The 20604-nt window shown below is 72.4% G+C and carries 19 protein-coding genes; 6 read left to right on the top strand and 13 right to left on the bottom strand.

Going from position 1 to position 20604, the window contains the following annotated elements:
- Positions 1–5: 5 nt before the first annotated feature.
- From HNR57_RS11890 to HNR57_RS11880, 3 genes are read right to left on the bottom strand one after another with little or no spacing between them, the layout of a single operon-like run.
- Entirely contained in the window at positions 6–944 is a 939-nt protein-coding gene (locus HNR57_RS11890; RefSeq protein ID WP_107455781.1) for an N-acetylneuraminate synthase family protein, read from the bottom strand.
- Between the two features lie 13 nt (positions 945–957).
- Positions 958–2223: an N-acylneuraminate cytidylyltransferase gene (locus HNR57_RS11885; protein ID WP_184559596.1), complete on the bottom strand. Its 1266-nt coding sequence runs from the start codon at positions 2221–2223 to the stop codon at positions 958–960.
- Positions 2224–2258: 35 nt separating this feature from the next.
- Entirely contained in the window at positions 2259–3605 is a 1347-nt protein-coding gene (locus HNR57_RS11880) for a DUF6716 putative glycosyltransferase (RefSeq protein ID WP_184559594.1), read from the bottom strand.
- A 198-nt stretch (positions 3606–3803) separates the two neighbouring features.
- Between HNR57_RS11880 and HNR57_RS11875 the strand changes: the two genes are divergently transcribed.
- The 4 genes from HNR57_RS11875 (at position 3804) to HNR57_RS11860 (ending at position 8428) form a co-directional block, all read left to right on the top strand.
- Positions 3804–4790: a glycosyltransferase family 2 protein gene (locus tag HNR57_RS11875; RefSeq protein ID WP_184559592.1), complete on the top strand. Its 987-nt coding sequence runs from the start codon at positions 3804–3806 to the stop codon at positions 4788–4790.
- Positions 4790–6121 carry an alpha-2,8-polysialyltransferase family protein gene (locus tag HNR57_RS11870; RefSeq protein WP_184559590.1) on the top strand — a complete coding sequence of 444 codons (1332 nt, stop codon included), beginning with the start codon at positions 4790–4792 and terminating at the stop codon, positions 6119–6121. Before HNR57_RS11875 ends, HNR57_RS11870 begins: the two co-directional genes overlap by 1 nt.
- A 167-nt stretch (positions 6122–6288) precedes the next feature.
- Positions 6289–7443: an acyltransferase family protein gene (locus HNR57_RS11865; RefSeq protein WP_184559588.1), complete on the top strand. Its 1155-nt coding sequence runs from the start codon at positions 6289–6291 to the stop codon at positions 7441–7443.
- Positions 7444–7507: 64 nt separating this feature from the next.
- Complete coding sequence (locus HNR57_RS11860; RefSeq protein ID WP_184559586.1) at positions 7508–8428, top strand: class I SAM-dependent methyltransferase; 921 nt, start codon at positions 7508–7510, stop codon at positions 8426–8428.
- A 130-nt stretch (positions 8429–8558) separates the two neighbouring features.
- Here the strand turns inward: HNR57_RS11860 and leuE are convergent, their stop codons facing one another.
- Both leuE and HNR57_RS11850 read right to left on the bottom strand, forming a co-directional pair.
- Complete coding sequence (gene leuE, locus HNR57_RS11855; RefSeq protein ID WP_184559584.1) at positions 8559–9206, bottom strand: leucine efflux protein LeuE; 648 nt, start codon at positions 9204–9206, stop codon at positions 8559–8561.
- A 48-nt stretch (positions 9207–9254) separates the two neighbouring features.
- Positions 9255–10835: an acyl-CoA mutase large subunit family protein gene (locus tag HNR57_RS11850; protein ID WP_184559582.1), complete on the bottom strand. Its 1581-nt coding sequence runs from the start codon at positions 10833–10835 to the stop codon at positions 9255–9257.
- Between the two features lie 153 nt (positions 10836–10988).
- Here HNR57_RS11850 and HNR57_RS11845 point away from each other — a divergent pair, with 153 nt between their 5' ends.
- Complete coding sequence (locus HNR57_RS11845) at positions 10989–11837, top strand: L,D-transpeptidase family protein (protein ID WP_184559580.1); 849 nt, start codon at positions 10989–10991, stop codon at positions 11835–11837.
- A 226-nt stretch (positions 11838–12063) separates the two neighbouring features.
- On the opposite strand, the gene HNR57_RS11840 is transcribed toward HNR57_RS11845, so the two are convergent.
- The 4 genes from HNR57_RS11840 to HNR57_RS11825 form a co-directional block, all read right to left on the bottom strand.
- Positions 12064–13056 (bottom strand): hypothetical protein, encoded by a 993-nt coding sequence (locus HNR57_RS11840; RefSeq protein ID WP_184559579.1) that lies wholly within the window; start codon positions 13054–13056, stop codon positions 12064–12066.
- Positions 13056–13730 (bottom strand): RNA polymerase sigma factor, encoded by a 675-nt coding sequence (locus HNR57_RS11835; RefSeq protein WP_184560375.1) that lies wholly within the window; start codon positions 13728–13730, stop codon positions 13056–13058. The genes HNR57_RS11840 and HNR57_RS11835 overlap by 1 nt, the downstream gene beginning before the upstream one ends.
- Before the next feature lie 383 nt (positions 13731–14113).
- Entirely contained in the window at positions 14114–14917 is an 804-nt protein-coding gene (locus tag HNR57_RS11830; RefSeq protein ID WP_184559577.1) for a hypothetical protein, read from the bottom strand.
- A 153-nt stretch (positions 14918–15070) separates the two neighbouring features.
- Complete coding sequence (locus HNR57_RS11825) at positions 15071–15688, bottom strand: RNA polymerase sigma factor (RefSeq protein WP_184559576.1); 618 nt, start codon at positions 15686–15688, stop codon at positions 15071–15073.
- A gap of 218 nt (positions 15689–15906) precedes the next feature.
- Here HNR57_RS11825 and HNR57_RS11820 point away from each other — a divergent pair, with 218 nt between their 5' ends.
- Positions 15907–17094 carry a peptidoglycan recognition protein family protein gene (locus tag HNR57_RS11820; RefSeq protein WP_184559574.1) on the top strand — a complete coding sequence of 396 codons (1188 nt, stop codon included), beginning with the start codon at positions 15907–15909 and terminating at the stop codon, positions 17092–17094.
- Between the two features lie 2 nt (positions 17095–17096).
- On the opposite strand, the gene HNR57_RS11815 is transcribed toward HNR57_RS11820, so the two are convergent.
- From HNR57_RS11815 to HNR57_RS11800, 4 genes are all read right to left on the bottom strand, one after another.
- The gene (locus HNR57_RS11815; protein WP_184559572.1) at positions 17097–17492 is read right to left on the bottom strand and encodes a hypothetical protein; all 396 of its coding nucleotides are present in this window, start codon (positions 17490–17492) and stop codon (positions 17097–17099) included.
- 140 nt (positions 17493–17632) lie between these two features.
- Positions 17633–18187 carry a hypothetical protein gene (locus tag HNR57_RS11810; protein WP_184559570.1) on the bottom strand — a complete coding sequence of 185 codons (555 nt, stop codon included), beginning with the start codon at positions 18185–18187 and terminating at the stop codon, positions 17633–17635.
- Positions 18188–18295: 108 nt separating this feature from the next.
- A complete protein-coding gene (locus HNR57_RS11805) occupies positions 18296–18802 on the bottom strand; it encodes a hypothetical protein (RefSeq protein ID WP_184559568.1) in 507 nt (168 codons plus the stop codon).
- Positions 18803–18897: 95 nt separating this feature from the next.
- The gene (locus HNR57_RS11800) at positions 18898–20496 is read right to left on the bottom strand and encodes a beta-N-acetylhexosaminidase (RefSeq protein WP_184560373.1); all 1599 of its coding nucleotides are present in this window, start codon (positions 20494–20496) and stop codon (positions 18898–18900) included.
- Between the last annotated feature and the right edge of the window lie 108 nt (positions 20497–20604).

The raw sequence follows: 20604 nt of genomic DNA, 5'->3' as shown, positions 1-20604 counted from the left end.
TGCGTTCAGACGCCGACCGGCTCGCCCGCGGCCGTGGCGATCTCCGCCTCGGCGACCACGCCGGTGACGCGGCGCAGCTTCTTCATCGGGCCCAGCTCGGACTCGTAGACCTTCTTGACGCCGTCGCCGAGGGAGGCCTCGATGGTGCGGATGTCGCGGACGAGGCGGGTCAGGCCCTGCGGCTCCACGGACGCGGCCTGGTCCGAGCCCCACATGGCGCGGTCGAGGGTGATGTGGCGCTCGACGAAGGTGGCGCCCAGGGCGACCGCGGCGAGGGTGGTCTGCAGGCCGGTCTCGTGGCCGGAGTAGCCGATCGGGACGTTCGGGAACTCCTGCTGGAGGGTGTTGATGACCCGCAGGTTGAGCTCTTCGGCCTTCGCCGGGTAGGTCGACGTGGCGTGGCACATCAGGATGTTGTCGGAGCCGAGGACCTCGACCGCGTGGCGGATCTGCTTCGGCGTCGACATGCCGGTGGAGAGGATCACCGCGCGGCCGGTGGAGCGCAGGGCCTGCAGCAGTTCGTCGTCCGTGAGGGAGGCGGAGGCGACCTTGTGGGCGGGGACGTCGAACTTCTCCAGGAAGGCGACGGCCTCGGTGTCCCACGGGGAGGCGAACCAGTCGATGTTCTTCGACTTGCAGTAGTCGTCGATGGCGCGGTACTCGTCCTCGCCGAACTCCACGCGGTGGCGGTAGTCGATGTAGGTCATCCGGCCCCAGGGCGTGTCGCGCTCGATGTCCCACTGGTCGCGCGGGGTGCAGATCTCCGGGGTGCGCTTCTGGAACTTGACGGCGTCGCAGCCGGCCTCGGCGGCGGCGTCGATCAGCTTGAAGGCGTTCTCCAGCTCGCCGTTGTGGTTGATGCCGATCTCGCCGCAGACGTAGACCGGGCGGCCCGGGCCGACCTCGCGCGAACCGAACCGGCGGATACGGGAGTTGGTGCTCATGGCAGAGATGTCCTTACTTGGTGAGGGAATCGAGAGAGGGGCCGAGGATCCAGCTGGCGATCTCTCGGATCGCGCCGTCGCCACCGGGGACGGTGGTGACCGCGCGTGCGGCGCCGCGCACGACGTCGTGGGCGCTCGCGACCGCCACGGGCCAGCCCACGAGGGCGAAGCACGGGAGGTCATTGACGTCGTTGCCGACGTAGAGCACGCGCTCCGGCGCGATGCCCTGCTCCTCGCACCACTGCTTCAGTGCGAGGTCCTTGCGGTCTATGCCGTGCAGGACCGGGAGCTTGAGCTTCCGGGCCCGGGCGGCGACCACAGGGTTCTGTTCCGTGGACAGGATCAGCATCTTCAGGCCGCTGTTGCGCAGGGCCGCGATGCCGAGTCCGTCCCCGCGGTGCACGGAGACGAACTCCCGTCCGTCGGAGTCGACGAGCACCCGGTCGTCGGTCTGGGTGCCGTCGAAGTCGAGGACGACCGCGTCGATGTCGTCGGCGGTCGGGAGGGCGCCGGGCCGGTCCGCGTCGAAGAGCGGGGCGAGGGCCCGGGCGCGGGCGAGGTCGTGCGGGTCGTCGATCTCCAGCACGCGCGCGGGGTCCGTGCGGACCAGTTCGGTGCGGCCGAAGAAGCGGTGCTGGTGCTTGCGGAAGCCGGTCGCCTCCATGGCGTAGGCGGCGCCGGTCTCCAGCAGGTCCTGGGGGCGGTCCTGGCGGCGGGGCCGGAAGGACTTGTCGTGGTTGACGCCGTAGCCGCCGCCGACCGCGGCGTCGGCCTCCGCGACGGAGCCGGCCGCTGCCTCGTCGTCGGCGTCCCGCCAGACGAACCCGTGGAAGGGCGCCACGGTCACCGCGGTGTCGGCGCCGTTCTCGGTGATCGCGCCCGCCACCCCGTCGATGTCCTCGCGGACGATGAACGGGCTGGTGCACTGCACGAGCAGGACCACGTCCACCGGCGCCCCGTGCAGGGCCTCGTGGGCGTCCATGGCGTGCAGGACGGCGGCCTCGGAGGTGGCCGTGTCGCCGGCGATGGCGGCGGGCCGCAGCACGACCTCGGCGCCTGCCTCACGGGCGGCGGCCGCGATGGCCTGGTCGTCGGTGGAGACCACGACGTCGGTCACCAGCCGGGCCGTGCGGCACTCGCGCACCGTCCGCGCCACCAGCGGGACGCCGCCGACGGGGAGGAGGTTCTTCGCGGGCACGCCCTTGGAGCCGCCGCGTGCGGGGATCACCGCGAGCACGCGGCGCACGGAGGCGCCTTGGCCCGTTTGCGGATGGGACATGGGGTCTACTCCTTGGGCAGGGGTCTCGGGGCGGCTCACAGCTCGCCCATCCGCCGGATGACGGGCGCCACGCGCTGCACGCCGTGCCGGTAGGCGCCGCGCGCCGCCCGGCGCACGATCTGCCGGACCGGTCCGGGGTCCTTGTCGGCGGCGGGCGCGCCGGGCAGCGGGGCGCCGTCCGGGCCGAGGTGGTGGCGGGCGAGGATGCCGGGCAGATAGCCGGGCGCGGTGACGGGGGTGTAGTACGGGACCAGCGGGGGCAGGCCGCCGGGCCGGTCGAGCAGCTTGGCGATGCGTTCGCGGGCCGCGTCGAAGGCGGAGGCGTAGGAGCCGTCGGCCGCGACGCCCTGGCGGGACACCCACTCCTCGTCGGGCACGGGCCGGTGCCCGGCGTCGAGCTGGTCCCAGGAGGCGAGGCAGCCGGACCCCACGAAGTGGTGGTTGCCGAGCGACTCGCGGATGCCGAGGTCGGTCAGTACCACCGTGGGGATCCGCCGGTGCAGCGACTCCAGGGCGGCCGTGGAGCTGACCGTCACCAGCAGGTCGGTCCGGTCGAGGACCTCGCCCATGTTCCCGTACACCAGGCGGAAGTTGGCCGGTGGATCGAGGCGCTGCACCAGCTTCTGGTACGGCAGCTCCTCGATGTGGGTGGTGTGTTCGCCCGGCTTGGAGCGCAGCTTCAGCAGCACCTCGCGCTCGGGGTGCCTGCGGGCGTGCTGCACCAGCCGGTTCAGCAGGTACGTGCGGTCCTTGCGGCTCTCCGGGACGGAGGGCTGGGCGGCGAACACCACGGTGCAGGGGTCGTGCTGCCCCTCGTAGGGCGCGCCGCCGAGGAAGGGCAGCGCCACCTCGGTCACCGCCGAGGCGTCCGCGCCGACCCCTTCGTACACGGCCCGGAATCGGTCCGCGTCCTGGCGGGAATTGGCGAGGACGAGGTCCGCGCCGTGCCGCAGCAGCAGGCCGTCGGCGAGCTTCTCGTAGACGACGCCGACGTAGCCGGTGACGACGACGGGCCGCTCGGTGCGGTTGCCCCAGACGTGCTTCAGGCCGTGCAGCATCGCCTGCACACCGCCGCCCACGAGGGAGAGGACCAGAAGGTCGTAGGACTCCTCGGCCATGGCACGCAGGAACTCGGCGGCGGTGACCTCCCGCAGCGAGTCGGCGCGCACGCCCACCTCCTCCAGCTGGCGCGCAGTGGGCGTCGCCCGGCCGCGCAGCAGGAATCCGTCGAGGAGGGGGCGGGCTTGCGCGCCCTCCCGCGGTGCGGTTTCCATGGACGGTCCCGGGGCGATGCGGTCCGCGGTCAGCGCACCCCATTTCCATCGGGTGTCGGAGTCCGCAAGGACCGCGATTCGCGGGCGCTTCGGTGTACTTACTGGCACGTCGATGACGCTAGGAAGCGAATCCGAGGTATGGCGGAACCGCGACTCAACGAAAAGTTAACAACAGCCCACCGAGAGCCGAACTGGCCTGCTGGGAGGCGGGAAGTACACGGGGTGCACCGTTCTGACACATTGAGTTCACCCGGTGTACCTTCATCGGAAAGTTCCGCTGCCGGGCGGCCTCCTAACGTTTTGCGGGTGCCTAAGCTTTCCGTGATCGTGCCGTTCTACAACGTGCAGCAATATGCCCCGGACACCCTCAGAAGCCTTCGGTTGAACGCCGACCGCGATTTCGAGTTCATCCTGGTCGACGACCATTCGAGGGACGAAACTCCGGCCATTCTCGAACGAGCGGCCGAGGACCTTTCGGATGTCGCCCAGGTGCGGTACATCCGCCACGAGCAAAACGGTGGGCTCGCCACCGCCCGCAACACCGGCCTGGACGCGGCGCAGGGCGAGTACCTGACGTTCCTGGACGGCGACGACTGGCTGGCCCCCGGCTATCTCACCGAACTGGTGTCCGCGATGGACGAGTTGGGCTGCGACTTCGTCCGCACCGACCATGTGCAGGCGACCGCCCGGGCCCGCTCCGTGAGCCGGGTACCGGTCGGCAGGCGCTGGGAGACGTTCAGCCCCCGGGACGCGATCCTCCCCGCCCACCGCTCCACCTCCGTGGACTACGCCTACGCGTGGGCCGGCGCGTACCACCGCCGCCTCCTCGACAGGGGCCTGCTCCACTTCACCGACGGGCTGCGCACGGCCGAGGACCGGCCGTGGATCTGGAAGCTGCACCGCGAGGCGGAGTCGTTCGCCGTGGTGAGCCTGCTGGGCGTGTTCTACCGGCGCGGGGTGGCCTCGTCCCTGACCCAGATCGGCGACGTCCGCCAGCTCGACTTCATCCGCGCCTTCGACCAGGTGATCGAGGAGACGGCCGCGGACCGCGATGCCGGCCGGCTGCTGCCCAAGGCGGTGCGGACCTACTGCGCGATCATCGCCCACCACCTCTCCAACGAAGACAGGTTCGAACCGGCCGTGGCCAGGCAGCTGCGGTCGATGAGCGCGGCGGCCATCAAGCGCATGCCGCAGGACGCACTCGGTGACGCACTGGAGGCCATGGACATGGACCGCTCGTCCAAGCTGCGGCGGCTGCGGCGCCGGGTCACCACGACGGGAGCGGCCGCCTGATGCCCGGGACGACTCAGATCTTCTGCGCCTCGACGCTGTACGGCGTCGCCACCCTGGCCGCCGCGATCGACTCCGGCCTGTTCGAGGAGCCGGACCGCCGGGTGCTCCTGGTGTTCAACAACTCCACGACCCCGGAGACCACGCCGGCCCTCGACGAGATGCCGGGATTCGCCCCGCTGCGCGAGCACTTCGACGAGGTGCTGTCCTGGAACGAGGCCATCCGCCCCTTCCACCCCGGGGCCTGGACGCCACGCGCCGACGACATCCCGCTGTTCGAGCGCTACCTGCGGCTGTTGTGGGGCCTCGGCGACGACCGGGTGAGCCTGGTGCTGGAGTCGATCCAGGTCGCGCCCGCCCTGAGTGTGGCCCAGCTGTTCACCGACGCCCCCATCGACGTCTACGCCGACGGGCTGATGAGCTACGGCCCCACGCGCAACAAGCTCGACCCGCTGGTCGGCACCCGCGTGCGGCGGCTGCTGCACCTCGATCTGGTGCCGGGGCTCACGCCGGTGCTGCTCACGGAGTTCGGCGTGCCGGCGCACCTGGTGCCGACGCCCGCGTTCCTGAAGGTGCTCGGCGAGGTCACCGAGACGGTGCCCGAGCTGCCGGACGTCCCCGGCGACTCGGCGCTGCTGCTCGGCCAGTACCTGTCCGCGCTGAACATCCTCTCCCCCGAGGAGGAAGAGGACCTGCACGTGCGGATGATGCGGGGCGCGGTCGCCCGCGGCCACCGCACGGTCGTCTTCAAGCCCCACCCGACCGCACCGGCCCGCTACAGCCGTGCCCTGGAGACCGAGGCCGAGAAGCTCGGCGTGGACCTCACGGTCCTGGACACGCCCGTGCTCGCCGAGGTGCTGTTCGACCGGGCCCGGCCCGCGCTGGTCGTCGGCTGCTTCTCGACCGCGCTGTTCACGGCCTCCGCGTTCTACGACCTGCCGGCCGCGCGCATCGGGACCGAGCTGCTGCTGGAGCGGCTGACGCCGTACCAGAACAGCAACCGGGTCCCGGCCACCCTGGCGGACGCGCTGCTGCCCGGCCTGGAGAGCGGCACGGACGGGGACCTGCTGCCGGCCGAGCGGCTGTCCGCCCTCGTCACGGCCCTCGGGTTCACGATGCAGCCGCAGATCTACCCGGATCTGCGCCCGCAGGCCGAGCAGTTCCTCGCCCGGCACCTCGGGCCGCGCACCCGGCGCTACTTCAAGAAGCGCCGCCTCACCGCGCTCGGACTGCCCGGCGGCATCCCGCAGCGGCTGGCGTTCCTGCCGCGCAACTCCACGGCACGCCGGGTGGTCCGGCGGGCCCGGGCCCTGCGCAAGGCGGTACGCCGCTGAAGCCGGTCCCGCCCGCCCCCGGCGACATCCAGATGAACCCATGGAGACGGGCGGGCGAAGCCTGTCGCCATCGAACGTAATTGCGTCAACTCTCGTCCTAGGGTGACAGGCGCCCGCCCACAGGCGGCTCAGGCAAAGGACATACGAGCCACACAGAGGTTTCCAGCGTGACCGAGACGGTCGTCAGCACCCGCAAGCCCCAGCCCGGTGTCGCCGTGCTGGTCGACCAGCCGGGCGCCACGACCGTCCCACGGCGCAGAAGGGACTCCGGCGGCCGGCTGCGCGCCCTCGACGGACTGCGGCTGGTGGCCGCCCTGATGGTGGCGCTGTACCACTACGGCGGACGCGGCGGTGAGGTCGCCCAGGCCTGGGGCACCTCGCCCAGGGACCAGTTCCCCACCCTGCACTCGCTCTTCGCCTACGGCTGCCTCGGTGTCCAGGTCTTCTTCGTGATCAGCGGCTTCGTGATCTGCATGAGCGGCTGGGGCCGTCCCCTGAAGTCGTTCTTCGCCTCCCGCGCCTCCCGGCTGCTGCCGGCCTACTGGGTGGCGGTGCTCGTCGTCACGGCGGTGTTCGCGCTGCCGGTGGTGGCCTACCAGGCCGTCTCGCCCAGCGACGCCCTGGTCAACCTGACCATGCTGCAGATGCCGCTGGGCGTGGACCGGGTGCTCGGGGTGTGCTGGACCCTGTGGGCGGAGGTCCGCTTCTACGCCCTGTTCGCCCTGTGCGTCGTGCTGCCCGGAGCGAACCGCCGCCGGGTGATCATGTTCTGCGCGGGCTGGACGCTGGCGGCGGTGATCGCCGAGAACGCGAACATGCCGCTGCTCGACATCGTCCTGATGCCCGAGTACGCGCCCTTCTTCATCGGCGGTGTCGGCCTCTACCTCGTGCACCGCGACCGGCGGGACGTCCACGGCTGGGCCATCGTCGCCGTCAGCTGGCTGATCGGCCAGCACTACGCGGTGCAGGGGCTGTGGCACGCGCCCGACCCGGAGGCCTTCTCCTACCGCTCCTCGTTCGGGATCGTCGCCGTCGTGACGTTCGGCTTCGTGGCGGTCGCCGCGATCGCGCTGGGCCTGCTGGGCCGCGTGAACTGGCGGTGGCTGACGGTCGCGGGCGCGCTGACGTACCCCTTCTACCTGGTCCACGAGCACCTCGGCTGGGTCGTGATCCACGCCCTGCACCGCGGCCTGGGACTGCCCTCAGGGGTGACCTTCGCGCTGACGGTGGCGTCAATGCTGCTGCTGGCGTGGTTGCTGCACAAGTATGTGGAGAAGCCGCTGACACCCCGGCTGCGGGCGGCCCTGACGAAGACCCGCTGACCCTGTTCACGGGACGTTCAACCGGCCGTCGATCGGGGCAATGCTCGAAGAGAAGGCTCGCCTCATGACCCAAGCACAAGCGACCGACACGCACCCCGGCGAACTCGCCGACGTCCCGGGCTGGTTCCCGCCGCTGGACCAGATGCTGTTCACCTGGTTCCTGGACCAGCAGAAGAAGGCCGGCATAAAGGGCGACCTGCTGGAACTCGGCGTCTACATGGGCAAGAGCGCGATCCTCCTCGGACATCACCTCCAGGACGGCGAAGTGTTCACCGTCTGCGACCTGTTCGAGGGCGACGCCCCGGACGAGGCCAACAAGGCGGAGTCCTCGCAGTCGTACGCCTCGCTCACCCAGCAGGCGTTCGAGCGGAACTACCTCGCCTTCCACGACACCCTGCCGACGGTGATCACCGGCCCCAGCTCCCTGGTGGACGAGAAGGTGGCCCCGGACACCTGCCGCTTCATCCACATCGACGCCTCGCACCTGTACGAGCACGTGCACGGCGACATCGGCGCGGCCCACGACATCCTGCTGCCCGAGGGTGTGGTGGTCCTGGACGACTTCCGGTCCGAGCACACCCCGGGTGTCTCGGTCGCCGCCTGGGAGGCCGTCCTCAACCGCGGTCTGCGCCCGATCTGTCTCAGCACGCAGAAGATGTACGCCACCTGGGGCGATCCGGAGCCGCTCCAGGAGGAACTGCTGGAGATGCTGCGGCAGCGCCCGGACGTCGGGCTGAGCGTGCAGGAGGCGGCCGGGCACCGGCTGATCCGGACCCGCTCACGGGGCATGAAGCCGCCGCCCTTCCCGCCCTCACGGCACTACGTGGAGCCCGTGGCCGCGCCGGCCCCCGCTCCCCGGGTCGCCGAGTCGGCCGCGGCGCGCCCGGCCCGGCCCGCTCCCTCCCGGGCCCGCCGGCTCGCCAAGGACCTGCTCCCGCCCGTGATCACCCGCGCCGTGCGCCGGGCCCGCGCGAAACGGTCCTGACGCGCGCCCGCCTGGGGCCGACAGGACGAAGTCGGCCATCGGGCGGGCGCGTTCGTCGTCCCTCACCCACGAGGCCCGAAGCGGCCCGGGCCCGCTTCGGCCGGTGCGACGGGGCCTGACCGGGCTTGGCCTACGGACCCGCCAGCGACAGCTTCACCGCGAACCCCAGGAACAGCGCGCCCGCCGCCGAAGTCGCCCCCGCCGACAGGCGCCTGCGGCGGCGGAAGGCGGCGGCCAGCCTGGTGCCGCCGAATATCAGCGCGCTGAGGTAGAGCACGCTGGCGAGCTGCGCGAGGACGCCGAGGACGACGAAGGACAGGGCGGGATAGGCGTAGGCCAGATCCACGAACTGCACGAAGAAGGCGACGAAGAAGAGGATCGCCTTGGGATTGAACAGGCTGACGACGAAGGCGCGGCGGAAGGGCCGCTCCCCGGCGGGCACGGGCGCCTCGGCACCGGCGGTCCGCTCCCCGCGCTCCCGCCACATGCCCCACGCGGCCCGCAGCATGCCGACGGCCAGCCAGGTCAGATATCCGGCCCCCGCGTACTTGACGACGGCGAACAACACGGCGTTCGCCTGGAGCAGCGAGGCGACCCCGGCCGCGGACAGCGTCATCAGCACCGTGTCCCCGCACCAGACTCCGGCAGCGCCGCTGTACCCGGCACGCACGCCACGGCGGGCGGCCACGGACAGCACGTACAGCGAGTTGGGACCGGGCAGCAGGACGATCAGGGCGAGGCCCGCCAGGTAGGTGGGCAGATCAATGACGCCGAACATGCGCAAGAGTGTCGCACGCGGGTCCGACATCCCTGCCCCGACTGTCGGTCAGAAGGCGTCCGACGGGACGTAGGCCCCCCACACCTCGCGCAGGGCGTTGCAGACCTCGCCGACGGTGGCGCGGGCCCGCAGGGCCTCCTTCATGGGGTAGAGGACGTTGTCGTCGCCCTCGGCGGCCTTCTTCAGCGCCGCCAGGGCCGCGTCCACGGCCGGCTGGTCGCGCTCCGCGCGCAGCCTGGCCAGGCGTTCGGCCTGCCGGGCCTCGATGGCGGGGTCGACGCGCAGCGGCTCGTAGGGCTCTTCCTCATCGAGCTGGAAGCGGTTGACGCCGACGACGACCCGTTCTCCGGAGTCGGTTTCCTGGGCGATGCGGTAGGCGTTGCGTTCGATCTCGTTCTTCTGGAAGCCGTGCTCGATGGCGTCGACGGCGCCGCCGAGGTCCTCGACCCTGGCCATCAGCGCAAGGGCCGCGGCTTCGAGGTCGTCGGTCATCTTCTCGATGACGTAGGACCCGGCGAAGGGGTCGACGGTCGCGGTCACGTCGGTTTCGTGGGCGAGGACCTGCTGGGTGCGCAGGGCCAGGCGGGCCGACTTGTCGGTGGGCAGGGCGATGGCCTCGTCGAAGGAGTTGGTGTGCAGCGACTGTGTCCCGCCCAGCACCGCGGCCAGGCCCTGCACGGCGACCCGGACCAGGTTCACCTCGGGCTGCTGGGCCGTCAGCTGCACCCCGGCCGTCTGCGTGTGGAAACGCAGCATCAGCGACTTCGGGTCCCGCGCCCCGAACTCCTCACGCATCACCCGCGCCCAGATCCGCCGCGCGGCACGGAACTTCGCGACCTCCTCCAGGATCGTGGTCCGTGCCACGAAGAAGAACGACAGCCGCGGGGCGAAATCGTCCACGTCCATGCCGGCGGCCACGGCGGTGCGCACGTACTCGACGCCGTCGGCCAGGGTGAAGGCGATCTCCTGCGCGGGCGAGGCCCCCGCCTCGGCCATGTGGTAGCCGGAGATCGAGATGGTGTTCCACTTCGGGATCTCGGCCCGGCAGTACCGGAAGATGTCCGCGATCAGCCGCAGCGACGGCTTCGGAGGGAAGATGTAGGTGCCCCGGGCGATGTACTCCTTCAGCACGTCGTTCTGGATCGTGCCCGTCAGCCGATCCGCGCCGACGCCCTGCTCCTCCGCGACCAGCTGGTACAGGAGCAGCAGCAGGGCCGCCGGGGCGTTGATCGTCATCGACGTCGAGACCTGGTCCAGCGGGATCCCGCCGAACAGCACCCGCATGTCCTCGATCGAGTCGATGGCCACACCCACCTTGCCGACCTCGCCGTGCGCGATCGGGGCGTCGGAGTCGTGGCCCATCTGGGTGGGCAGGTCGAAGGCGACCGACAGACCCGTCGTCCCGTGCGCGATCAGTTGCCGGTAACGGGCGTTGGACTCCGCGGCCGTGCCGAAACCCGCGTACTGGCGCATCGTCCAGGGACGGCCCGTGTACATCGACGGGTACACACCGCGGGTGTACGGGTACGCCCCCGGCTCCCCCAGCTTCTCCGCGGGATCCCAGCCCTCGAGGGCCCGCGGCCCGTAGACCGGCTCGATGGGCAGTCCGGACTCCGACTCACGCGCCATGGTGGATTGCCTCCCGCTGAGCAGTGACCCCGAGCAGTGACCTCGCTCACCACCATGCCTCCTGGTTCGCGGCGGGTCACGCCCGGGGAACATCTCAGGTGACATCCGGGCACACCGGTGAGACGAGCGGGGGGCCGTGTGCGTAGTACGGGCATGGGGAGAGCGTTCGCAGCGGGACTCGCCGTGCTGGCCGCGCTGACCGGCTGCACGGTGCAGACCCCCGACGGCCAGGGCAAACGCCGATCGCCGGTGCACATCGAGCTGCCCAGCGGCACCCCGTCCCCGGGCCGCACGCCCGCCGGTGACGACGGCGGGCCGGAGCCGGCTCCGCCTTCGGGCGACGACAAGCCCCATACCGCTGCCGCCCCGCCCCGCGTGCTGTGGTCCCGCGGCGACACCGGCCGGGACGTGCGGGAGCTCCAGGCCCGGCTGCGGCAGGTCGCCTGGCTGTTCGAGGGGCCGACGGGCACGTACGACGAGCCGACGGAGCGGGCGGTGAGCGGCTTCCAGGGCAAGCGCGGGCTGCCGCGCACCGGGAAGACCGACGCCGTCACCTGGCGGCGGCTGCTGCGCATGACGCGCGAGCCGGGCCGGTGGGACCTGTATCTGATGGGCGGCCAGCGGGCCGACCCGCCGGACGCGCGCTGCCGGACCGGCCGGGTGCTCTGCATCGACAAGACCAGCAGGACGCTGCGCTGGATGGTCGACGGGCGGACCGTGTCGACGATGGCGGTCCGCTTCGGCTCGCAGTACACACCGACCCGGGAGGGCGTCTTCGCCGTCTACTGGAAGTCCCGCGACCACGTCTCGACGCTGTACGACTCGCCCATGCCCTACGCGATGTTCTTCAGCGGCGGCCAGGCCGTGCACTTCTCGGCGGACTTCGCCGCCCGGGGCTACGCGGGCGCCTCGCACGGCTGCGTCAACGTGCGGGACGAGGCGGCGATCGCGGAGCTGTACGCGCAGGTCCGCAACGGCGACAAGGTCGTCGTGTCCTGGTGACAGCGGGGAGAGGGAGTTGGGGCGCGGGCGGGACCGGGGGAACGTGTCCCGCCCGCGCTCAGGTGCACGAGCCGTAGGTACGGGGGGAACCCCGGCTCTGTGCGACGGCCGATGACCAGTCGGCTCACTCATTACTGCGCCCTGGCGGCCGAAAACGTCACACCCTCGGCCGGAGTTTTTTCAGGGAGCGCGAAACCGCAGGTCACCGCGGTGCGAGGCGCTTCCGTCAGTTCTTCTTCCCCGAGCCCTGATCGGCCTTCCGGTCGGCCTTCCGGTCGCTCTTCCCCTCGGCCTTGTCCTGCTTCCGGTCCCGGTTGTGGTCCCGGTTGTGGTCCTGGCCGCGGCCGCGATCCGTGCCCTTGCCGTGGTGCCGGCCCTGGTCGGCGCGGCCGTCGTGCCGGTGCTCCTCCGAGCGGGGGGCGGCCGAGGACAGGACGCCCTTGCAGTACTTCCACACCCGCAGACCGTCCGCGGCGTCCCGCAGGGCGCGCCTGCGGTCGGGGTCGAGCGGCCTGCCGTCGCGGAGGTCGCGGCACGCGGAGGTGATCTCCTCCCGGTGGCCGCCCTGGCGGCCTTCACGGCCGTCCGGCTTCGGGGCCGCGTCGTCTCGCCGCTCGTCCCGGTCCCGGGTACCGGACCCACCCGTCGGCGGGCCACTCGGAGCGTCGTCGGGGGTGGAGCCGCCCTGTACGGCGTCGCTGGGCGAGGGCGACACCAGCGGGCGTTCCGGGTGCGTGACGGTGGCCGAGACGGAGGCGCCGGGGTCCGGCTCGTCGCCGAACGGTGCCCTCAGGGCTCCGGTTCCGGCCGCGAGGGCGACCCCGCCGGCCATGCCGACGGCCAGCACGGCGGCCAGGGCGAAGCGCGCAGGACGGGCCCAGCGGGGCCGGCGTGCGGTCCCGCCGCCGCTGCCGCCGGGGGTCCCGATACGGACCAGACCTGCTTCGGTGATCCCGGCCGCGTCCTGTCCGCCGGTGGCCGCACGGGCCGCGGTCGCGTCCGCGCGCTCGGCGCGGGCCTTGCGGAAAGCGGCCACCGCGGCGGCCTCGCCGGGGAGTTCATCGCTGGTCAGCGGGGGTTCGGCGGACAGTGCGCGGAGGGCCCTGGCGAGGTGTTCGGCCTGCTCACGGCCGACGCCGTCGACAGCTCCGGGTGGCTCTCCGCTCAGCAAACGCTCCGCCGTTTCGCGGTCCAGCCACCTGTACTGCTCGTCGGCCATCACACATCCTTCTGCGTCCGCGCAACGCTACGCGTCACAGCTGCGGACGTCACGGCACCGCCGCGCGGTTCTCGCTGGGGCGGCAGGGCGTCGAGCACCCCTGCCGATTCCGGATCGGCCTGCGGGTCGTCGCCGAGCAGTTCGGCGAGCCGCTTCAGACCCCGGTGCGCCGCCGTGCGGACCGCGCCCGGGCGCTTGCCGAGCGTCTCGGCGGCGCTCTTCGCGTCCAGCCCCACCACCACGCGCAGGACGACCGCCTCGGCCTGGTCCTGAGGCAGCCGGGAGATCAGGGAGAACGCGCCGTCGGTGGCGAGCGCCTCGATGGCCTCGCCGGCGGTGTCCGACTCGGCGGCCCGGCCGGTCAGCTCGGTCTCGTCACCACCGATCGCGGGCCGACGCCCGCGCATGCGTATGTGGTCCAGGGCTCGGTTGCGGGCGATCCGGGCGGCCCAGCCGCGGAACCGGTCCGCGTCGCCGGTGAACCGCTCCAGATCGCGGGCTATCTGGAGCCACGCCTCGGACGTCACGTCCTCGGCGTCGGGGTCGCCGACCAGCGTGCGTACGTACCCGAGCAGCCGCGGGTGAACGGTGCGGTACACAGTCCGGAACGCGTCCTCGTCTCCGTCCTGTGCCGCGCGCACCGCGGCGGTCAGCTCCGCGTCGTCCCCCAGCACCGCGCGCCCTTCTGCGCCTCTACCGGCGCCGCTCTCGCGGACCGGGTTCTCGCCGTCGTGGTTGCTCAATTGGTGGTTGCGGTCACAAGCCCGCAGGTGGTTGCGGTGGTCGTACCGCCTTCGCGTTGGCGCGAATGGCACGTTACGACCTGAAACCACTCCCCGTCCATGTCCGTCCGAGATGCAACTAAGCCGTGACGCGGCGGGGTGTGACAGAAAACGCACACCGGGCGCTGTAGGAAGTACGGGCCGCCGCGCGGCCCGTGCCGCGCGACGGCCGGGGCCTCTCCTGTGGGGGGTGGCGGCCTCGGCCGTTGCCAAGGCAGGTGCCGGCGGACGCGCTCTCCCGCCCGGCGGTGCCGGTCGGCGCTTCGTGGAATCCCTTACTCGGGACGGCCGTTGGGCCGGCCGTCGGACTGCGAGCGCTTGCCCTCGCTCCCGCTCCTGCCCGCCCCGTTGTCCGGCCCGTCGGCCGCGCCGTTGCCCGGCGCGTTGCCCGCGCCGTCGTTCGCTTCGGGTGCACCGTCGCCGTCGGCGGGGCCGTCGTTCCCGGAACCGCCGCTCCCGGCCTTCGGCTCCTCCAGCCGCTCGGCGCAGTACGCAGTGACGTTCCTCTCACCCCCCGCGGCGGCCACGAGCCGCTGCCAGGCCGTCGCCTCCAGGGCCCTGCCGCGTCCCCCGGCCCGCTCGTAGGCGTTGCAGTGGGCCTCGGTGTCCTGGGCGGGGTCCGGCCGGTCCGGGTGAGCCGGCGAGGAGCCGGCGCCGGTACCGGGGCCGTGGCTTGCGCGGGGAGGCTTCTGCGCCGGGTCGCGCGGGGCGCTGCTCGGGGCGGGCGAGCGCTCGGGGGCGTCCTTCGTGCCCTCGTCGGGCGATCCGGCCACGCCGATCGCCGCCACGGCGACACCGCCCAGCGTGAGGCTGGCGAGCAGCACGGAGAGCGTCGTCCTCAGGGAGCGCCCCAGGTAGCGCCGCTCCCGGGCACGCCAGTCGTCCCGGCGGCGGGTGCCCGTCCGCAGGGCTCCGGCGTCCCGGGCGGCCCGGAAGGCGGCCACGGCCCGCTGTTCGGCCCCCGCGTCGACGCCCTCCCGGATGAGGGAGGCGACGATCAGCGCCTCCACGTCGGAGTCGAGGAGGGCGTGCCGGGAACCACGGCCGGGCAGCCCGCCGTCGCTCTGCCGTTCACCCATGTCCGTTTCCGTTCCTGCTCGTTCCGACCGATCCGTATGTTCCGGTAGTGCCGTACGGCCCGCCGGGCCCCAGTACGTCCCGCCGGTCCGCCCTGTTCAGGGCGCCGGGGCCGCGCGACCCGGCCGGTCCGTCCGCAAAATCTCCGGTTCCGCTCACGTCGACTCACCCAGCGTCCGGGGACCGTCATCCGTCACACTCTCCGCGCCCAGCTGCCGGGCGAGGCGTTTCAGGCCCCGGTGGGCGGCCGTGCGGACCGCGCCCGGCCGCTTGCCCAGCACCCGTGCGGCGGCCGGCCCGTCGAGGCCGACCACCACCCGCAGCAGCACCGCCTCGGCCTGGTCGCGCGGCAGCCCCCGGACCAGCTCCAGGGCGTGCTCGGTGGAAAGGGCCTCCAGTGCCTGGTCGTGCGTGCTCTGCGGTCCGGGCAGTTCCAGCACGTCCTGCTCCAGTGCGGACGACCGGGGCCGTACCCGCTGCCGGCGCAGATGGTCCAGCGCCCGGTGCCGCGCGATGGTCGCCGTCCAGCCGCGGAAGCCGGCCCCGTCGCCCCGGAACCGCCCGAGGTCCCGGGCTATCTCCAGCCAGGCGTCGGACGCCACGTCCTCCGCGTCGTCCCCGACCAGGCCGCGCAGATACCCGAGCAGTCCGGGCTGCACGAACCGGTAGGCGACAGCGAAGGCCGCCTCGTCACCCTGCTGGGCCCGCGCAACGGCCGCGCCGAGTTCCCCGTCGTACGCCTGTCCGCGCCGGGGTTCCGTTCCCTGACCCAAGTACCGTCCTCGTCCGTGCCAAGTGCGCGCGCCCTCCCACGGTCATCAGCGCCGGTCCGCGCGGAAGTGTCACAGCGCGTCAGGCTGCGGGCGTCGGCGACCGTTCGGGTCAACCCCGCCCGCCGTCCTCGGGAGCCCGGCCCCGCGGAGGTTTCGGCCGAGTGACGCACCGGGGAGCTCTGCTCGCGATGCAACCGCTCACGAAAGGCGAGCGCCGTATGACACCCCGCCTCCTGCGCACCGCCGTCGCCACCGCCCTGGCCCTCGGCGCCCTCGGCCTGACCCAGCCCGCCCGGGCCACCTCCTCGGACGGGGTGCACACCGTCCGGGTGCCGGACGGCGACCCCCACGAACGGTCCCTCGCCCCGCGCACCGTCGAGCCGTTCAGCCTGATCGGTATCACCTGGGACGACCCGGACGCGGTCCTGGAGGGCACCGCCCACGTGCGCACCCGCTCCCGGGAGAGCGGCGCGTGGAGCGCGTGGCGCCTCCTGGAGACCGACGTCCGTGCGCCCGAGACGGGTCCCGACCGCGACCGGCCCGGTGTGCGGGGCGGCACCCAGCCGCTGTGGACCGGGCCCTCGGACGGCTTCCAGGTGCGCGTCTCGGGCGCCCGCCTGCCGGCGGGGCTGCGTGTCGAACTGGTCGACCCCGAGGCCGGGTCGGGCGCCGTGCACACCGAGGTCGTCGAACCGGACGACGTCGCGCCGGACGTCGCCGGGCCGGCCGCCGGCCCGCTGGCCGCCGAGCGTCCCGCCGTGACGTCCCGCTCCGCCTGGGGCGCCGACGAGTCCCTGGTGAAGGACCCGCCCACGTTCACCGGCGGCACCAAGGCGATGTTCGTCCACCACACGGCGGGTACCAACGCCTACACCTGCTCCCAGTCGGCGTCGATCGTGCGCGGCGTGTTCCTCTACCACGTGAAGAGCAACGGCTGGAACGACATCGGCTACCACTTCCTCGTCGACAAGTGCGGCACCGTCTTCGAGGGCCGTGCGGGCGGCATCGACAAGCCCGTCCTCGGCGCGCACACCTACGGGTTCAACACCGCCACCAGCAGCATCTCGGTGCTCGGCGACTACTCCACGGCGGTCGCCGGCGCCGCGGTGCGCAAGTCGGTCGCGAAGGTCGCGGCGTGGAAGCTCGGCCTCTACGGCATCGACCCGACCGGGACGGTCGTGCTGACCTCCGGTGCCGACAACGGCAAGTACAAGCTGGGGCAGAAGGTGACGTTCCATCGGATCTCCGGGCACCGCGACGGCTACCCGACCGCCTGCCCCGGCCAGAACCTCTACAACAACCTGCCCGAGATCCGCACCCTGGCCGCGAACGCCGGCCAGCAGGCCGAGCCCGCTCCGGAATCCTTGGACCTCTGGGCCGAGGACGAGGGCGTGCTCGCGCGCTGACGCTACCGCCGGGGCCCGGCGCTCACCGCGTCCCGGCACAACAGCCGCAGCGACCCCTGGCCGGCGTAGCAGCGGCGGGCCTCGTCGATGGGGTCCCACAGGCGTCCGTCGGGCGTGCGTATCCAGTGGTCGCCGCCGGTCGCCCACCACTCGGCGCCGGTCTGACGCACGATCACCTCACCGGTGTAGGCGCCGAAGCCGCGCAGTACCTGGCGGACGGCTGCTTCGGGCGCTCCCTCCCGCCGTATCTCCTCGATCATCCGGTCGATGCTCCACAGACTCTGTGCCGAGTAGTCGAGGCGCAGCCGTGCTCCCTCGCGCATCGTCGCCACTGTGTCCGCCGCCCATCGCAGCGGCTTGGCAGCCGCCGATGGCCTGGTCTCCGCTTGAGTCGTCACATCCGTGAAAGCGGTGCGGCGAAGCGTTTCGTCACCCGGATTCGGCGACTTCCCCGAAGCGGCGCAGGACCACCCCACCGCACCCAAGGGACAGTCACAGGACCCTCCCAGGAAGCGGGTTTAGCGATCGGCGGCCTCCCTCAGCCCTGTTGCCGGCTCCGGCGGGAGACCACCGCGCGCAGCACCCGCCGCCCCTCGGTCGACACCTCCAGCGCCCGGCGCAGCCCGGCCGGGCCGTGTCCGGCCAGGACTTCCAGGACGATGACCTGGCGGCGCAGTTCCGCGGCGACGAGGGGTGACATGCCGTCCGTACGGCCCTCGCGGCGGGAGTCGACGGACGAGGCCTCGTCCTGGGCGGTGTCCAGGAGCCGGTGGATCTGGAGGGAGGCGACGGAGCAGGCGTCGGCCCACACCCGGAGCCCCGTCGCGGAGCGCTCGGCGGGAGCGGCCTCGAGCATCCGGTGGGCGAGTGTGACGGCCTCGTCCCCGGCGCCGGCCGCGTCCAGCTTGCAGCGCGCCTGCTCCAGCCGCTCGCCCCACTCGCCGTCGCCGGCGTCGTCGCCGAGGCTCGCCCACACCGGCCGCAGGGTCTCGTCGTCACCGCCCAGCAGGGGCACGCACCGATCGAGACAAGCCAGTCCGCTCGCGGCCAGCCCGCGTTCGTCGGCCTGTGCGATCAACTCCACCAGGCTCATCCACGCCTCCCTCCGCGGGCCTTCTCCGGGGCCCGATCAGGCCGCTACCAGCCCTCACCCCTCACGGAACCCGCACTTCCCCTTACTGCGTGCGACGGCCCCGGAGTGTCACAGGGGCACCACGCCCAGTCTGTCGAGGAAACGGAACAACAGGTTTTCGGCCAGGGGATCGGGGTCTGAAGTCAGTACGTCCACCAACGCTCCGGCGTTCACTTCGCACCCGGCCTCGGCGGCCCAGCGCACGGCGCGCTCGGCGGCGTCACCGGGTTCGAGGAAGTAGTCCTCCAGAGCGGGGCCCTCGCGGCCCGCCCCCAGGTACCCGGCCATCGCGGAGCGCGCGAGGCAGGTCGTCCACGCCCCGCTCTCGGGAGCCGCGGCCTCCAGCACCACGCACTCGCTGTTCATGACGTACCCGAAGAGCGCGGGCGCCCCGGTCTCCCGGGCCAGGGCGTTCATGTTCCCGATGTCGCCGTCGCTGCTCGGGTACTCCCACACCTGCCATCCGCCCGGTGCCGAGGCGCGCTGCGTGGGCCCCTCCCCGGCCCCCGCCAGCGCGTCCAGCTCCGGCAGTGGCCGCTCCCCCCGGCCCACGACGAAATATCCCCAGTAGCCCATGTCCCGGTTCCCCCCGGCATATTCGGTTTCACTCGCGCCAGAAGACCACCACAGTCGTACGGAAGTTCGCAGCCGTTTGCGCCAATTCGTGCCGGTCAGCCGAGCCTGTTCGCCAGCGCCCGGAACTCCGCCCAGGACAGCTCGGGCCTGTCCGGGTCCCAGAGCTTCTGGACGGTCGCCCGCAGCGGCATCCGGATCCCGGCCGCCACCTGGTCTTCCGTCTGGGAGTCCGCGAGGTCGCACCACACGGCGAAGGACCCGCCGAGGATCTGGCCGTCGTAGCGCGCCGGCACGGCCGCGGTGCCGCGCAGCACCCGCGGTGTCCACTGCTCGTAGATCCGCTGGCCCGTCGGGTAGACGAAGGTCTGCGGCTCGCCGAGCACGTAGTACAGGAACTCGTCGTTGTAGTTGATCACCTTGCGGCCCGCCTCCAGGTACTCCAGGGGAGCCCGGGCGCCGATCTCCTTGCCCGTCCAGTAGGCGACCTGGATGTCCTTGGCGGCCTGGACGGAGGTGCCGCGGAAGAAGCCGTCGTTCCAGGCGCGCGGGACGCGCTGATGCCCCCGGACAGTGTCGGCCCGGTCGTTGAGCCAGCCGGTCGTGAGGTCGGCGACCGTCGCGTCGGAGCCGTACCTCTCCCGGGCCGCGGCGGCCAGCTGCGGGAACGACGCCTCCGGGTTCGACCGGGTCAGCGCCTGGTACTCGTCACCGCCGAGGTGCCACGGCCCGCCGGGGAAGAGGTCCGCGTACTCGTTGAGCAGGTCGTCGACGATCTCGGCGCTCTCGGCCTTGGAGATGTCGATGGCGCCCTGCACCGCCGACCCCTGCACGGTGCGCAGCTGCAGGTCGGGGTGGGCGTCGAGAACGGCGCCGAGGTGCCCGGGCGAGTCGATCTCGGGCACGATCGTGATGTGCCGGCTCCGCGCGAGGTCGATGATCTTCCGCACCTGTGCCTTGGTCAGATGCTGCTGCGAGACGATCTCGGGGTGGGAGGAGGACTCGATCCGGAAGCCCTGGTCGTCGGAGAAGTGCAGCCCCAGCTGGTTGAACTTCAGGTCGCCCAGTTCCCGGACGCGGTCCTCGATCCAGCCGGCCGTGAAGTTCTTGCGCGCGATGTCCAGCATGAACCCGCGCTGCGGCTTGGCCGGCTCGTCCTTCACGACCCCCTCGGGGGCCGTGCCGCCGTCGTGCGTCTCCTGCTTGAGCGTGCGGGTTCCGTAGAAGACCCCGGCGTCGGAAGGCCCGTTGATCTCCACCCTCCCGTCGCGCACGGTCATCACGTACGACTCCGGGTTCGCGCCCTCGTCGCCGTTCAGCGCCAGCCGCAGGTCCCCGGCCCGCCGGTCGTTCTTCTCGCCCGCGTAGGCCATCCCGAGCTCGCCGGCGACCAGCCGCCCCTCGTCGGCCAGCGCCGGGTCGTCCACGACCACCCGGTTGCCCTTCCCGGGCTGCCAGCCCGGGCCGCGCGCCGGCTCGTGGTCGCGCACGGCGGGGATGGTGCGGGGCGCCTCGGACAGGGGGTAGGAGCGGGTCGGGCTGGGGGTCTGCGCCGCCTCCGGCGCCTGGTCCGGGGGCGCGGCCGCGGTGGCTCCCCGCGAGGATCCGGCCTCCGAACCGGTGGATCCGTCGCCGCCCGAGGCCGCCCAGAGCCCGAGACTCACCCCGGCCGCGACCACGACCAGGGCTACAGCCATGGCCACGACCAGCACCTGCCGCTGTTTCTCCTGCTTCGCCGAAGTCCGGCGCCTGTGCTGACTCACACGGCCAACCTAAAACCCGGGCCCGGATGGCGCGCGTCCACC

The sequence above is a fragment of the Streptomyces paradoxus genome, from assembly GCF_014202475.1.
Classification (GTDB): Bacteria; Actinomycetota; Actinomycetes; order Streptomycetales; family Streptomycetaceae; genus Streptomyces; species Streptomyces paradoxus.
The sequence above is the reverse complement of the archived record's forward strand: the minus strand, read 5'-3'. Positions and strand labels throughout refer to the sequence as shown.